Raw genomic sequence first — 14,818 nt, 5'->3', positions numbered from 1 at the left:
GTCGGCCGCGCCGGGAACCCGACGTCAGCAGCCGGTGTCCGGGTACAGCGGGACGAACTGCACGCGGGTGCGGTCGTCGGCGTCCAGGACCCGGTTGTAGTCGAGGCGGTCGACGCGGTACCACACGTCGTCCTGCCTGCGGTTGCCGTTCACGTCGTCCAGGCGGACGCACCACCGCTCCGGGCGTGTTTCCCTGCGGTACGTCTCGGTGCCGCTGCGCACCTTGTGGCAGTCCTGGTAGCGCTCGGTGGTGTACCAGGTGCGGGTGCGGCGGTGACGGCCGGAGCCGGAGCGGGAGCTGTGCCGGACCTGGTGGGTGCCCGTGGTGCACCTCTTGACCAGGTGCGGGCGGGTGGCGCGGGTGGTCTGCCGGGAGACGTGCCGGGTCGTGTCCTTGAGGCCGTGGACGGGGTCGGGGCTCGGGCTGCCGCCTGCGTGGCCACCGCCGCCGCACGCGGCGAGCGCGGCCAGCAGGAACGCCGTCGCACCGGCCGCCTTGAGTCGTTTGCCGTACTCGAACATGTGTCTCTCCCCCGTCGTCGGACGCGTAGCGTAGCCGATCGACGGGGGCGGCCCAGGGGGTGTGCGTGCCGTCAGCCGAGGCAGACCAGGACCAGGCAGAGCTGGTGGGAAGACGTCGAGGACGGGGACGTCGGGGACGTCGGTGAGGTGGAGGTACCGCTGCCCGTGCCGGTGGAGGAGGCCGGCTGGGACGCCGTACCGGAGGAACCCGTGCCCGTGCCCGTGCTGGTGCCGGTGCTCGTGCCGGTGCCGCTGCTCGTGCCCGTGCCGGTGCCGGAGGAGGACGGTGCGGTGCTCCGTGGCTGTGCGGCGGCCGGCGCGGCCGGTTGCGGGGCCGCCGCGGCGGTGTGCGGGTGGCCGGCGGACTGTGCCGTGCGGGGCGCGGGGGCGAGGGAGTGCTGCCGCGGGGCGTTCACGGCGGGCGTCTGTGCCGCCGGTGCGGCGGGGGCGTGCCGGTGTGTGGCGGCGGGCGGGGCCGGTGTGGACGGCGGGCTGCTGGGCGCGGCCGACGGGTCCTCGGTGAGGCCCATGCTCCGGTGGTCCGGTGCGGTGGCCGCCTGGGCCTTGTCGCCGTTGCCGCGGTCCAGCGAGGCGAGCGTCAGGCCGCCGCCGACGAGTGCGACGGCGGTCGCCACCACGGCCCGGCGCTGGTTCTTCCTCCAGCGCGCCAGCTGCCGGCGCCGGGCGGCGCGTCCCTGCGGGGCGCGCGGCGCGTCGGTGACGTCGGCGGGCGGTGCGTCCGTGGCCGTGTCCGCGAGGTCGGCGGACGGCTCGGCGGCGGGTTGCCCGGCGCCGAACCAGTTGTCGGCGGCGAGCGGTGCGGCCGTGACACCGGCGTGGGCGCGGGGCGGGGCTATGTCCGGGGCGTAGGCACCGCACCCGGGACAGACCAGGGCGCCGTTGAGGTGCCGGCGGCACGAGGAGCAGTAGTCCATCTGTGGTCTTCCTGAGTCCTGGGGGAGCGGGCGACCGTCACGGTAACGAGCCTTTCGAAAGGCTGTGTGCAGCACATGTGTCACTCCTGCGCAGATTCGCGGGGTTCTTTTCCCGTGTCCCGGCCGGGTCCGACCGGGTCCGTCGGCATAGTGGCGGGCGGCTTCCGCACCGGACCGGCAGGAGGAGACGCATGCTCGGCACAGAGTTCCGCACCGGATCGCCCATCTGGATCGACCTCGGCAGCCCCGACACACAGGCGGCCGCCGCCTTCTACGGTGCCGTCTTCGGCTGGGAGTTCGCCTCCGCCGGCCCGCAAGGCGGCGGCTACGGCTTCTTCCAGAAGAACGGCGGTACGGTCGCCGGGCTCGGCCCGCTGACCGAGCCGGGGGCGAGATCCGCCTGGATGACGTACTTCCGCACCGACGACGCCTGGGCCACCGCGCGGGCCGTGACCGACGCGGGCGGCCGGGTGCGCGCCGAGCCGGCCGGCATGGGCGAGACCACCTTCGCCCAGTTCACCGACCCGCAGGGCGCGCAGTTCGCGGTGCTGCAGAACGGGCAGGGTCTGCAGCGGGTGTCGGAGGACGACGCGCTGGTCTGGGTGGAGCTGCACGTCAGGGACCCGCAGGCGGCCATCGGTTTCTACCGCGGGCTGTTCGGCTGGCGGTCGCAGGAGATGCAGGCGCCGGGCATGACGTACCAGGTGCTCAGCATCGCGGAGGGCGACCAGCAGGAGGGCTCCTTCGGCGGCGTGGCCCCGCTGCGGGACGACCGGGAGGACGCCCGCTGGGTGCCGTACTTCGCCGTGGCCGACGCGGACGCGATCGTCACGGCGGTGGGCGACAGCGGCGGCTCGGTGCTGATGCCGGCGGCGAACGTCCCCGGCGTCGGCCGCATCGCCTGGCTGGCCGACCCCGCCCAGGCGGTCTTCGCGGTCCTGAGGCCTGATCCGCGCCGGCCCTGAGGGCACTCGGGGGCCACGCATGCCCTTGGCCGTTGCCGTTCATCCCCCGCGGCGAAGGAGGGAGCCCCGCGCCGGTGTGGTGACCCGGCGCCCCCACGGCTTGAAGACGGACAGCACGACGATCGAGACATACAGCAGCAGCGCGACGGCCGGCACGATCACGGTGTTGTAGCGGATGAACCCCAGGTGCATTTCCGCGATCGAGCCGGTCGGATGCCGGGCCACGGCGTGCACCGCGTCGTGCAGCCGGGCGCTGAGGGCGAAGACCGACGCCGCCGTCGCCGCGAGGGTCAGCCAGAACTTGACGGCGACCCAGTAGTGGCGGAACAGCCCCCAGGGCGTGCCGAGACTCAGCACCATCCCACTGAGCAGGGTGAGCAGGCTCAGCGGGACGATCAGCGCATCCCCCAGCATCCCCGTCGCCCGGTACGCGCTCCGCAGGGTGTCCGCGTCGTCGGTCGCAAGTGCCGTGGCCCCGAGGGTGAGCAGGCAGAGCATCAGCGCCAGCCAGCTGACCGAGACGACCACATGGACGACGACCCAGCTCTTCCGGGCTCTGGGCGACAATCGACGGCTCACTTCGCTTCCTTCGGATCCGGGGCCGGGCGTACGACCAGACTCGCCCGCGGCGCCGGCCCGGGGCGTCCGACGGGGGAAGCAACGTCCACTGCGCCCGGCCGAGTACGCCCGGCGCGGCGAACACCGAGCGCAGCCCGTTGTTCACCCACTGTTCGAGCGGGCTTTCCGGTACCCCCGGCGTGTCATCACATACCGTCCTGCTGCCGACGAGTGATCGTCGGCATCCAAGAGCACAGGGGGGCTTCGAGTTGAGATCTCGCACGCGCCGCCGTCTCGCGGCGCTCACGTCGGCCGCCTCGCTGGCGGCGGCCGGCCTGCTCGGTGCGGCGGCACCCGGCGCGCAGGCCGCGACCGCGACCGATGGCGTGACGGCCGGCCAGATCGGGCTGTACGGCGGTTCCACGGGGGTGGAGACCGTCAACGCGGACGGAACGGGTCTGCGTTCCGTGCCCAACATCCCGAACTACGGCTACACCCCGAACTGGGCGCCGGACGGCAGCAGGGTCGTGGCGGGCTGGAGCCAGCTGTCCACCGGCCGGGTCACCGGCAGCACCTCGCTCCTCACGCTGCCGTGGGCCACCAAGGTGCGCTCCAGCGCGTCGTACGAGGATCCCGCGTTCTGGCTGGACGGCCGGTACGTGGTGTTCAGCACGGGCGGCCAGCTCGCCTACGGGCCCTCGGACGGGTCGTGGGCGCCGGAGCCGCTGCTGACGGCCACCCAGGAGCCGTCGACGGTCTGTGACGTCCACCCGACGGCGAGCCCGGCCGGAACGCTGGCCTTCGAACGCCGGCACAACTACGGCTGCTACGACAGCCAGGGCATCTGGACCTACAACCCGTCCACCAAGGCGCTGAAGAACATCATCGCCTCCGGTTCCTCGCCGGTGTTCTCGGCGGACGGCGGCAAGCTGGTCTTCACGCGCGAAGTGGACGGCTGGACCCAGCTGTTCACGGCGAACGCCGACGGCAGCGACGTCAAGCAGGTCACCACCGACCCGTCCGACCACCTGTCCCCGACCTGGGACCCGGCCGGCGGACGGATCGCGTACGAGGCGCACAGCTCGCACGCCGGCTGGTCCGACGACGTGCAGACAGTGCGCGTCCTCGACCTGGCGGCGGGTACGTCGGCCCAGGTCACCGGCGCCGGCAAGGGCGCCAAGCCCGCCTGGCAGCCGCTGCGGAAGAACACCCTGGTCCGGGTCTACGGCACCGGCTCGGTCGGCATCGACGGTGCCGCGTCCCGGTGGACGTTCGACACCGTGGGCGGAACGCACGTACCCGGGCTCATCACGGCCAGGTCCGCGGTGCTGGTCAACAAGGGCAACGGCACCTACTCGGCCCCCGCGATCGCGCTGGCCGCGGAGAAGCAGGGCCCGGTCCTGATGACCTCCGGCAGCGGCCTGGACTCCGCCGCGGCCACCGAACTCAAGCGCTCGCTTCCCAAGGGCAGCACCGTCTACCTCGACGGCAGCACCCGCATCCTCGCCTCCAAGGTGGCCGGCCAGGTCCAGGCACTCGGCTACAAGCCGCTGCGTCTCGACGCCCCCGACCTCTCCTCGCTGTCGGCCCGGGTCGCCAGGCAGATCAGCGCGACCCCGAGCTGGATCTTCGTCGCCGACGGCAACGACTACCACGACCCGATCGCCGCCTCCACGGCCGCGGGCGCGCTGGGCTACCACGGCACCGGCGTGGTCCTGCTGACGAACGGCAAGACGGTCCTCACTTCGGTGAAGAACTACCTCAACGCCCTGAACCCCAAGACCACGAACATGGTGACGGTCGGCTACAACGCCACCCAGGCGATGGAGCACACGCCCCTGAACAAGGTCTGGAGCTTCTGGACGATCGGCGGCAAGGCCCATGAGGACGTCGCCGCCAACCTGGCCCGCTTCTGGTGGTCCGCACCGACGCAGGCCGTCGTCGAGGACACCTGGACCTGGCAGAACGCGGTCGCGGGCGGCGCGGCCACGGCCACGTACGGCCCGATGCTCTGGTCCGCCGAGTCCAGCCTGTCGGCACCGGCCTCGAACTACCTGAACCAGGAGGCCGCCAGCGTCTGGGTGGTGCAGACCTTCGGGGGCAACGCCTCGTACCCGGCGGCCAACCGCACCGCGATCGCCTCGGCGATCGCCGCGAGCAGCGCCTGGACGACCACCCACTGGGTGGCGAACGGCGAGCTGCCCGCGACGGCCGCGGCGCGGTCCACGTTCGCCTCGGCGGGCTCCGCCGCCGACAGTGCCCGGCCCGCACCCGACCCCACCGTGGTTCCCGGCCGCCACCTGCCCGCCCCCGACGCACACGGCACCCGCTAGCCGAGCCGTCGGATCGCAGCCCCCGGGCCCCGCCGGCCCGGGGGCTGCGCATGGACCGCCTCAAGCCCGAACTCGCCCTGCGGGCTAGGATCGCGGGCATGGCGCTGACCGTGGACGACGTGGACCGGTTCGAGGCGTGCAGGCCCCGGCTGGAGGCCATCGCCTATCGTCTGCTGGGCTCCGCGAGCGAGGCGGAGGACGCCGTACAGGAGACGTTCCTGCGCTGGCAGGGCGCCGACGTCGGCCGCATCGAGGTGCCCGAGGCATGGCTGACGAAGGTGCTCACCAACCTGTGCCTCAACCAGCTCGCCTCGGCCCGTGCGCGGCGCGAGACCTACGTGGGCCAGTGGCTGCCCGAGCCGCTGCTCGCCGGGGACCCGATGCTCGGGCCGGCCGACACCGCCGAACAGCGCGAATCGGTGTCGTACGCCGTCCTCGCCCTGCTGGAACGCCTTTCCCCCGACGAGCGGGCGGTGTACGTGCTGCGGGAGGCCTTCGGCTATCCGCACCGGGAGATCGCCGCGATCCTCGACCTCACCGAGGCCGCCAGCCAGCAGATCCTCCACCGTGCCAAGAAGCACGTCGCCGAGGGCAGGGCCCGCACCGAGATCGACCGGGCCGCCGCCCGGCGGGTCGTGGAGGAGTTCCTCGCGGCCGCCACCAGCGGGCGGACCGAGCCGCTGGTACGGCTGCTCACCCAGGACGCCATCGCGGTCGGCGACGGCGGCGGGAAGGTCCCGGCCCGCGCCAGGGCGTTCGAGGGCGCCCTCGCGGTCGCGAAGTTCATGCGGGGCCTGTTCAAACCCAGCGAGGCCAAGCGCCGCCTGATCGGCGGCCCGTCCGAGGTCTACGTCACGACCGCCAACGGCGGCCCCGCCCTGGTCGCGGTCGTCGGCGGCCGGGTCGTCGGCGTGATGTGCCTGGAGATCACCGCAGAGGGCATCGCCGCCTTCCGCAACCAGGTCAACCCCGACAAGCTGGAACGCGCGACGCGGCGGTGGGCGGCCGGCGACCACGGCGAACCCCTGCTCGGCATCTTCTGACGACCTCGGACGCCTTCCGGCTCGAATGTGAGCTGCTTCACATCCGGTTCCTGTCAGGAAACGGCGGGCCGCCCGGTTCAAGGGGCGGATCCGCTGAAGGCAGCGGCCGAGGACAGCAGCAGACAGGAGCCGGAAATGCAGCACCGCATCGTCGTCCTGGGAGCCGGATACACCGGAACCGTCGCCGCCGGGCGCCTCGCCGGGCGGCTGCGCCCCGAAGACGTCGCCATCACCCTCGTCAACGCCGAGTCCGACTTCGTGGAACGCGTCCGGTTGCACCAGCTCGCGGTCGGCCGGTCCCTCAAGCCCCGGCCGCTCGCCGAGATGTTCGCGGGCACCGGTGTCGAAGTGAGGCTCGCCCGGGTCACCGGCGTCGACGCCGACCGCAGAACCGTCGCCGTCACCGGCGCGGACGGAGCCGAGGAACTGCCGTACGACACCCTCGTGTACGCCCTCGGCAGCGGCTGGAACGACCAGGGTGTCCCCGGCACCGCCGAGCACGCCGAGCAGCTCGCGAGCCGGCCCGGAGCGCTCCGGCTGCGCGAGCGCCTGGCCGCCCTGGCCGCCGGACAGCCCGTGGTCGTGGTCGGCGGCGGCCTCACCGGCCTGGAGGCCGTGACCGAGATCGCCGAGGCCCGCCCGGACCTCGACGTCGCCCTCGTCGCCCGCGACGGCCTCGGCGACTGGCTCTCGCCGAAGGGCCGCCGGCACCTGCGCAGGGTCTTCGGCAGGCTCGGCATCACCGTGCACGAGCACACCGCCGTCACCGCCGTCGAGGCCGACCGCGTCGCCACCGCCGACGGCGCGTCCCTCCCCGCCGCGGTCACCGTGTGGACCACCGGCTTCGCCGTCCACCCGATCGCGCGGGCCACCGCCCTGGAGGTCACCGACGCGGGCCAGCTCGTGGTCGACGCGACCATGCGCTCGGTCTCGCATCCGGACGTGTACGCCGTCGGCGACGCGGCCATGGCGATGGGCCCCGGCGACAAGCCGCTGCGGATGTCGTGCGCCTCGGGCGGCTTCACCGCGTGGCAGGCCGCCGAAGCCATCGTGGCCCGCCTGACCGGCGGCAAGCTCCCGAACGTACCGATCCGGTACTACAACCAGTGCGTCTCGCTGGGCCGCAGGGAAGGGCTGATCCAGTTCGTCACCGCCGACGACCGCGCCGTCCGGGCGGCCCTGACGGGACGGTTCGCGGCCCTGTACAAGGAACTGGTCTGCAAGGGCGCGGCCTGGAGCGTCGCCAACCCGACCTTCGGGATGCCGGTCCGGCGCCGCCGCGTCGTACCGGAGCCGGCCCCAGCGGGCGCGACGGCCACGGCGCGGGCCTGACTCCCGCCGCACACCCCACCATCCCCCCACATCCCCAACTTCCTTTCCCGTACGCATCGTTGTCCGAACAGAAGGCTTTATGTTCCACTGATGTCCTTTCACCACAACGATCACCTGCTCCTGGGCGGGAGAGCATCCATGGGGGATCCGTGTGTGAGGACGTGGGGTTCGAAAGACTCCTCGCGGAGGAGGGCTTCTTCGCGCGCCTGCTCGGGCGGTCGCCGTCCGGCGCCGGCCGGGAACCGCTGTACGGCCCCGACCTGCCGGTGGTGCTGCTCACCGGAGGCCCGGGCATGGGCAAGGGCCGGCTGCTGCGGGCCGTGCGGGACCGGTTCGCCACCAAGGTGCCGGTGATCTACCTGGACTGCGGGTCACCGGCCTACGCGGACCGGGCGGAGCCGGAGCCCGGCGCCCGCTCGGCCGCGACCGAGGTCCTGGCCGAGGCCGCCCGGCGGCTCGCCGGCTGGCAGGGGACGGGCGGCTCGTTCGCCTTCCCCCGGCTCTTCGCGGGCCTCGCGATGGTCGCGACCGGCGTCACGGGGGGCACGGCCGAGGCGGTCGCGGCAGAGGTCGAACGCTACGAGGAGTTACTCCAGAAGCAGCGTCTGCGCGGCCTGGGCACGGGCGACTTCTGGCGGGGTGCGCTGCGCGGCGCCCTGCGGAACCTGCTGACGACCCTGTCCGGGCAGGCGCTCGACCCGTACGCGGCCTCGGTGAGCACCGCGCTGCTGGACGCCATCTTCGCGAGCCTGGCGCCCCGGGGCCGTACGGAACTGGCGCGGATCTACGGCGCCTACCCCGGCGCGGCCGGTCAGCCCGAGCACGGGCTGCGCGATCTCGCCGCCGACTTCCAGGCCGGCGGCGAGGAGCGGGAGCTGGCGGAGAGCTTCCTCTTCCGGGCGCTGCGCGAGGACCTCGAGGCGGCGTACGCGGGGGCGCTGGGCTGGCTGAGCCGGGTCGGCCGCCCGGCGGTGCTGCTGGACCGCGCCGAGTCACCGCTGGGGGAGCAGCTGCTGCGCGCCGTGCTCTTGGACCGCAGGGCCGGGCAGCGCGACCGCGTGGTGGTCGTGGGCACGGCCCGCCGGGCGGACGGCGGTGCCTTCCTGTACGGCGGACTGCCGCCGCGGGAGGTGCCGGCCCCGGCGGAGTTCCGGCCGGCCGACGGCGTGCCGGCCGACTGGTCCCGGCGCACGGACTCGGGGGCGGACCGGGCACCGCTGGCCGACGGGGTGCTGCTGCTGCGCATGCCGTTGCTCACCGGCGACCAGCTCCGGCTGGAGACCGAGCGAAGACAGCGGCGCGCGGAGCCGGAGGGCGGCACGAACCGCCGCCGTATCGACGCGGCCGTGGCACGGCTGAGCGGCGGACGGCCGCACACGGTGATCCGGCTGGCCGCCGCTGCCGCCGCCTTCCGGATGCCGGCCGACGCCAACGACCGGGACATCCTCGACGCCCGGCTGCCACTCCCGGGCGACGGCGGCCCCGAGCGGCCCGTGGCGGACGTACTGCTGCGGGAGCTGGTCCTGGACCAGCTGCCGGTCAGGCTGCCGGCCGAGCACCACGACCAGTGGCTCGACCTGCTCACCCATCTGTCGGTGGCACACGACACCGAGTGCGCCGACGTCCTGCTCCGCCACCACCAGTCCGGCCGCGTCCACCGCCTGACGGCACATCACGTCGCGCAGCTGCTCACCGACACCGGCTGGCCCGGTTGCGAGCGGCACTTCATCGGGGACTTCGGGCTGCGCCAGCTGCTGGTGCACCGGCTGTACGGGCTGCGCCCCGACGGCGAGGCCTGGGTCGCCGACCACCACCTGCTGCGGGACCACTACACCGCACGCACGGCGGAGGAGGGGGCGCCGGGCGGCGGTGCCTTCCGCTCGGTCATGGCGCACCGGATGAACCACCACCTGGTCTCCGGCGGTGTGGACGACGTGGTCCGCCACCTGGCCGCCACGCTGCCCGGGCGACCCCGGGAGTGGTGCGCGGAGCTGCTGGAGGTCGCCCAGGCGCCGTATCCGGGCGGAGCGGACACCCGGCGGGAGCGCGCCCAGGGCCTGGTGCCGGTGGACGGGCCGGCGCTGCGCCGCACGGTCGACCAGCTGCTGCACGCGGTGTGGCTGTGCGAGGAGCGGACCAGGCCGACCGGCAGACAGACCGCCCGCACGCTGGACAAGCTGCTGGGCCTGCTCTCGATCATGGAGTTCGACGGCGCCGGGGAGCTCGGCCGGACGGCCACCGACTGGAGTGCCCTGGCGGAGAACGAGCAGCCGTTGCTGCGCTGCGCCTGCACCGACCAGCTCGGGCGAAGGAGGTAACGGCGATGCCCAGATGGAAGAAGATCCTCTACGCGCTGCTGGTCACGGCGGCGGTCGTGGCGGGCGGTCTGTTCGGCTGGTCCGTCGTCAGCCGGCCGGACACCTGCACCGAGGGGGTCGAGCGGATCGGCGGCGAGTGCGTCGGCGTCAACGGCGAGGGCTACGACTTCGGCACACCGGAGATCAGGCAGGTGGCCCGGGCCATTGCCCGGGAGAACAGGAAGATCCAGGGCCAGCCCCATGTGACGGTGGCGATGATGCTGCCGCTCCAGTCGGACAAGGCGGCCCTGCGACGGGAGATGCGCAGCGACATCCAGGGCGCGTACCTGGGGCAGCTGGAGGCCAACGAGGGCGAGGGCGAACCGCCGAAGATCCGGCTGGTGCTGGCCAACCCCGGCCGGGACTACCGGCACCAGTCGACGGTCGTGGACACCCTGCTGCGCATGGCCGACTCGCCCGGGGACCGGCTGCGCGCCGTTACCGGCTTCAACCTCAGCCTCGACGCCACCCGGGCGGCCGTCAGGCGCCTGACGGACCACCGGATCCCGGTGCTCGCCTCCCGGATCACCGGCGACCAGATCGCGAACGCGGACGGGGCGGACGGGATGGCGAAGCCCAGGTTCCCCGGCCTGGCCCGGATCATCCCCGCCAACCACGACGTGGCCGAGGCGCTCGCCGACTTCAACGGGGCGCAGGGCCGGGAGAACAGCAGGACGGTCCTGGTCTACGACAAGCGGCCGGACGGCTACGACGAGTCGCTGGCGAAGGCGTTCAGCGGGATCCGGGAGACGGGCGCGCCCGGTCCCGCCGCGATGCCCTTCACCTCCCCTGCGATCGACGAGGCGGGCTCGACCGGCAACCAGTTCACCCAGATAGCCAACAACATCTGCGACTCCGAGGCCGACACCGTCTACTTCGCGGGCCGCACCCTGCACCTGCGGCTCTTCGCGCTCAAACTCGCCCAAGTCGGCTGCGAGAACCGGCACTACACGATCATCAGCGGTTCCGACGCCGCCTCGCTGCAGCAGAACATGACGGACGGGGACTGGCAGCAGCTGCGCGGCGCGGACGGCAGGGCCAAGGTGACGGTGCAGTACGCCGCCCCCGCGCACCCGGACGCCTGGAGCACCGAACTGGCCGCCTGGAAGAAGCAGTTCAGGGCGGCCCGCCACCGCGAGCCCACCGGGGACGAGCTCCCCCAGTACCTCACCGAGCCGCAGGCGGCCCTGGACAACCTGAAGAAGCTGATCGGCACCACGAAGGCCACCGACCTCGGCTCCGCTCCGAACCTGGACGACTCGCGGACGATGCTCGTGTACGACGGCCTCGTCACCATAGGCACGGCCCTGCACCAGGTGCAGAGCGGCGACGCCGCGAGGATGCCGTCCCTGGACGACGTCGGCGGGGAGTGGTCGCAACTGCAGTCCCGGCACCGGGTGCAGGGCACGAGCGGCCTGATCTGCCTGACCAGCGCCGGGAATCCGTACGACAAGCCGGTCGCGGTGGTCGAGCTGGATCCGGGCCGGGCGGGCCAGGGCGGGCTGAGGTTCGTCGGCCTCGGCTGGCCCACCGGCCGCGAACAGCCGAAGAACTGCGTGATCCCCAGCGGCACGCCCTGACGGACAGGACGTGCTCCACCCGGTCGGTGCTCCCGGTCGGCGCTGCCGGTCAGTGCTTCCCGCCGGCCCCGCCGCCGCCCGACCGGCCCTTTCCGGCGGAGTCGCCCGTACCGCCGGAGCTGTTGCCGGAGCTGTTGCCGGAGGTGCCGGTCCCGCCGGACGTGCCGTGGCCGGCGGCCCCGGCGCTCTCGCCGGGCTTGCCCTGGCCGGTCCGCCGGCCCGGCGTGGCGGTCGCCCGCGTCAGCTGCTCGGAGCAGTACGCGGCGACCTTGTCCTTGCCGCCGGCGGCCGTGACGAGCCGCTGCCAGGCTGTCGCGTCGAGTGCCTTGCCCCGGCTCCGGACCTGCTCGTAGGCACGGCAGTGGGCCTGGGTGTCCTTGGCGGACGGCGGGCGGTCCGTCGGCCGGGAGCCGGCGGAGGGAGCCGACGGCGCCGTACCGCCGGGCCGGGCCGGGGCGACCGCCGAGGGCTGCCCGGTCCGTGGGCCGGCCCCGGCACCGCCCGTCGACGAGCCGGCCGAGCCGATGGCCGCGACGGCGACCCCGCCCAGGGCGACGCTGGCGAACACCGCGCCGAACGTCATCCTCACCGTCCGCCCGGCCCGCCGCTCCGCGGCCGGCCGCCAGTCGTCCCGCCGCCGGGTACGTGCCCGCCGCGCGCCCGTGGCGCCGGCGTCCCGGAACGCGGCCACGGCCCGCTGCTCGGCCCGGGGGTCGACATCACCGGTGCGCAGGACGGCGGCCAGCACCGTCTCCAGCGCGGTGACGTCAGCCGCTTCCGACGCGCCGGACACGGTGCCGGCCTGCACGCGTCGACGGCTCGGTCCTCCGTCGCCGCTCAGCCGTTCACCCATGTCCGTTGTCCGTTCTCGTCCGTTCCTGTCCGGCCGTATCGATTCGTGCGGTTCGTGTGGTTCGTGCGATGCACCGGGTGTAGCTCATGTCGACTCCCCCAGCGTTCGGGAAGCCCCATCCGTCACACCCTTCTCCGTCTCACTGCTGATGCCGAGCTGGCGCGCGAGGCGTTTCAGGCCTCGGTGGGCCGCCGTGCGCACCGCTCCGGGGCGCTTGCCGAGGACGCGAGCGGCGGCGGGACCGTCCAGGCCGACCACGACCCGCAGCAGCACGGCCTCGGCCTGGTCCCGGGGCAGCCCGCGGACCAGTTCCAGGGCCCGCTCGGTAGAGAGGGACTCCAGGGCCTGTTCGTGGGTGCTGTGCGGACCGGCCAGGTGCAGTACGTCCTGCTCGGTCCCGCCCGAGCGGGGCCGCACGCGCTGGCGGCGCAGGTGGTCCAGGGCCCGGTGCCGGGCGATGGTCGCGGTCCAGCCGCGGAAACCGGCGCCGTCGCCCTTGAAACGCCCGAGGTCGCGGGCTATGTCCAGCCAGGCGTCGGAGGCCACGTCCTCGGCGTCGTCGCCGACGATGCCGTGCAGATAGCCCAGCAGGCCCGGCTGCACGAACCGGTAGGCGACCGCGAAGGCGGCCTCGTCGCCCTCCTGGGCCCGCGCGACCGCCGCGCCCAGTTCCTCGTCGTACGCCTGTACGCGCCGGGGTTGCCGTACCTGGCCCAAGATCATCCTCGTTCGCGCCGGTTCGTAGCCAGTTCGTGCCGTCAGCCGCGCACCGTTCGCATCGACGGCCCCATGGCGATCAGCGTCTGCCCCCGCAGAAGTGTCACAACGTACCAGGCACCCTTCACGAGGCCGCAGGGGACCGGGGCGGTCGCGGCCGGGTGACGTTTCCCGCGGGCCGCGCGCTGGGTGAGTGCCGGGCGCGGTACCGCCCGGGCCGGCCGCCGCTCGCCGGCGCAGGTGCCGCGGCCCGCCCCGGACCCCTCTCCGTGCCGTTCCGGTCTCCCCCCTCGTGGGCGGCACGGAGAGGGATGGGGCGGCCAGGGTCCTGACCACTGCACGAGGCCCCGGCCGCCCCGCGCGGGGCGGACCGGTCCTGTCCGGCCGCGTGATGCTTCGACGCCCTCGTGCGCTCTTCTGGCATGAGCGCGTACCTCCGTCTGCGAGCGGTGCCGCCGCCGGCACTGCGCAACAGCTCGACCTGGCTGGAACGGCTTTTCGACGACGCCTCGGAGACCGTCCGGCACTACCGGGACCAGGAGCGCATCTACGCCGGCGCCTGCCCAAATCCCCTTGCCCGGGACCGGCCCGGGACCCACGTGGTGCTCGGCGGCCGGCCGGTGTTCCGCGCCGACCGGCGCAAACCGCCGCTGCTGGTGCTGACGGCGGCCCAGGCCCGCCGAGTGTCCGGGTTCCTGGCCGCGGCCGACTTCGACACGCTGTGGGACTTCGCCCGGGACGCGGTGCTGCCGCACTACGGCGGTGCGACCGCGGAGCCCGAGACATGGGGTGCGTTCGCGGCGGCGCACCAGGAGCTGAAGGCGTTCTACACGCACACCGCCGAGTGTGGAGACGCGGTGGTGAAGTGGGTGCCTGAGGACTGAGGTGTAACAGTTCCGGGGTGCCGCGCTCTGTCCATGCGGATGACCATGTCGGTCGGCCAGGACAGGGGACACGAGTCGTGCAGTGGACGGACGACAGCGGCAGGGCGTACGGCGAGGAGCCGTACGGCGGTGCCGGGTACGGGTATGCCTACGGCCACCAGGGCGGGGGAGCCGTCACCGACACCGCCCCCCTGCCCTGGGACGCCGTGCACCAGGGGCAGATCGACACGCAACCCATCCCCTTCATGCAGGAAATCCCCTTCATGCCGGAAATCCCGTTCGTGCCGGAACCGGACACGCCGGTGAGCGAGCCGGCGCGGCCCGTCTTCGTGGACTCCTCGGGGCGCCGCCAGCGCCGTGCGCTGCGCGCCGCCCGGCTGCTGATGATCCCCGCCGGCGGATACGTCGTCCTGCTGATCAGCACCCTGCTGGGCGGCCCGAGCGTCAGCGCCCCGTTCTTCCCGCAGCCGGCCGCCACGCACCCGGCCGCGCCGCGCGTGCACGCCCCGTCCGGCACCGGCCGCCCGGCGGTGAGCGCGAACCCCGCCGCGGCGCACACCGGCCCCCGTCCGGTACGGAAGGCGCCGGGCACCACGGCAGCCCCGACCGCCCGCGGGACGGGGACCACCGTGACGCAGACGCAGACCACCTCCCCGGCCTCCGCCCCCACCCGCACCCCGGCCCCGAAGGGGCGCGCCCTCGGCTCGTCCCACAAGCCCGTGAAGTGATCCCAAGGCCC

The 14,818-nt window shown here is 73.7% G+C and carries 13 protein-coding genes; 8 read left to right on the top strand and 5 right to left on the bottom strand.

Features of this window, described 5'->3' with window-relative positions; translation table 11 throughout:
- Positions 1 to 24: 24 nt before the first annotated feature.
- Complete coding sequence (locus LMU33_RS18285) at positions 25 to 522, bottom strand: hypothetical protein (RefSeq protein ID WP_228621461.1); 498 nt, start codon at positions 520 to 522, stop codon at positions 25 to 27.
- Between the two features lie 71 nt (positions 523 to 593).
- Positions 594 to 1,457: an SCO2400 family protein gene (locus LMU33_RS18280; protein WP_228621460.1), complete on the bottom strand. Its 864-nt coding sequence runs from the start codon at positions 1,455 to 1,457 to the stop codon at positions 594 to 596.
- Between the two features lie 191 nt (positions 1,458 to 1,648).
- Between LMU33_RS18280 and LMU33_RS18275 the strand changes: the two genes are divergently transcribed.
- Complete coding sequence (locus LMU33_RS18275; RefSeq protein ID WP_228621459.1) at positions 1,649 to 2,422, top strand: VOC family protein; 774 nt, start codon at positions 1,649 to 1,651, stop codon at positions 2,420 to 2,422.
- Positions 2,423 to 2,461: 39 nt separating this feature from the next.
- On the opposite strand, the gene LMU33_RS18270 is transcribed toward LMU33_RS18275, so the two are convergent.
- Positions 2,462 to 3,001, bottom strand: coding sequence for a DUF2269 domain-containing protein (locus LMU33_RS18270; protein WP_228621458.1), 540 nt, complete (start codon positions 2,999 to 3,001; stop codon positions 2,462 to 2,464).
- A gap of 248 nt (positions 3,002 to 3,249) precedes the next feature.
- Between LMU33_RS18270 and LMU33_RS18265 the strand changes: the two genes are divergently transcribed.
- From LMU33_RS18265 to LMU33_RS18245, 5 genes are all read left to right on the top strand, one after another.
- Entirely contained in the window at positions 3,250 to 5,313 is a 2,064-nt protein-coding gene (locus LMU33_RS18265; protein WP_228621456.1) for a TolB-like translocation protein, read from the top strand.
- A 98-nt stretch (positions 5,314 to 5,411) separates the two neighbouring features.
- Positions 5,412 to 6,356, top strand: a complete 945-nt coding sequence (gene sigJ, locus LMU33_RS18260) for an RNA polymerase sigma factor SigJ (RefSeq protein WP_228621699.1) — start codon at positions 5,412 to 5,414, stop codon at positions 6,354 to 6,356.
- Between the two features lie 135 nt (positions 6,357 to 6,491).
- Positions 6,492 to 7,688, top strand: coding sequence for an NAD(P)/FAD-dependent oxidoreductase (locus tag LMU33_RS18255; RefSeq protein ID WP_228621454.1), 1,197 nt, complete (start codon positions 6,492 to 6,494; stop codon positions 7,686 to 7,688).
- A gap of 161 nt (positions 7,689 to 7,849) precedes the next feature.
- Positions 7,850 to 10,006, top strand: a complete 2,157-nt coding sequence (locus LMU33_RS18250; RefSeq protein ID WP_228621453.1) for an amino acid adenylation domain-containing protein — start codon at positions 7,850 to 7,852, stop codon at positions 10,004 to 10,006.
- A 5-nt stretch (positions 10,007 to 10,011) separates the two neighbouring features.
- Positions 10,012 to 11,625 carry a type 1 periplasmic-binding domain-containing protein gene (locus tag LMU33_RS18245; protein ID WP_228621450.1) on the top strand — a complete coding sequence of 538 codons (1,614 nt, stop codon included), beginning with the start codon at positions 10,012 to 10,014 and terminating at the stop codon, positions 11,623 to 11,625.
- 49 nt (positions 11,626 to 11,674) lie between these two features.
- On the opposite strand, the gene LMU33_RS18240 is transcribed toward LMU33_RS18245, so the two are convergent.
- The gene (locus LMU33_RS18240; protein ID WP_228621449.1) at positions 11,675 to 12,478 is read right to left on the bottom strand and encodes a hypothetical protein; all 804 of its coding nucleotides are present in this window, start codon (positions 12,476 to 12,478) and stop codon (positions 11,675 to 11,677) included.
- 84 nt (positions 12,479 to 12,562) lie between these two features.
- A complete protein-coding gene (locus LMU33_RS18235; protein ID WP_228621448.1) occupies positions 12,563 to 13,195 on the bottom strand; it encodes an RNA polymerase sigma factor in 633 nt (210 codons plus the stop codon).
- A gap of 422 nt (positions 13,196 to 13,617) precedes the next feature.
- Here LMU33_RS18235 and LMU33_RS18230 point away from each other — a divergent pair, with 422 nt between their 5' ends.
- Together LMU33_RS18230 and LMU33_RS18225 are read left to right on the top strand one after the other, a co-directional pair.
- Complete coding sequence (locus tag LMU33_RS18230) at positions 13,618 to 14,079, top strand: DUF1877 family protein (protein ID WP_228621447.1); 462 nt, start codon at positions 13,618 to 13,620, stop codon at positions 14,077 to 14,079.
- A gap of 77 nt (positions 14,080 to 14,156) precedes the next feature.
- On the top strand, positions 14,157 to 14,807 hold the full coding sequence (locus LMU33_RS18225) for a hypothetical protein (protein WP_228621446.1): 651 nt from the start codon (positions 14,157 to 14,159) through the stop codon (positions 14,805 to 14,807).
- Positions 14,808 to 14,818 lie beyond the last annotated feature (11 nt).

The organism is Streptomyces barringtoniae, from assembly GCF_020819595.1.
In the GTDB taxonomy this organism is placed as follows: domain Bacteria; phylum Actinomycetota; class Actinomycetes; order Streptomycetales; family Streptomycetaceae; genus Streptomyces; species Streptomyces barringtoniae.
This window is presented reverse-complemented; position numbering and strand designations above follow the sequence as displayed.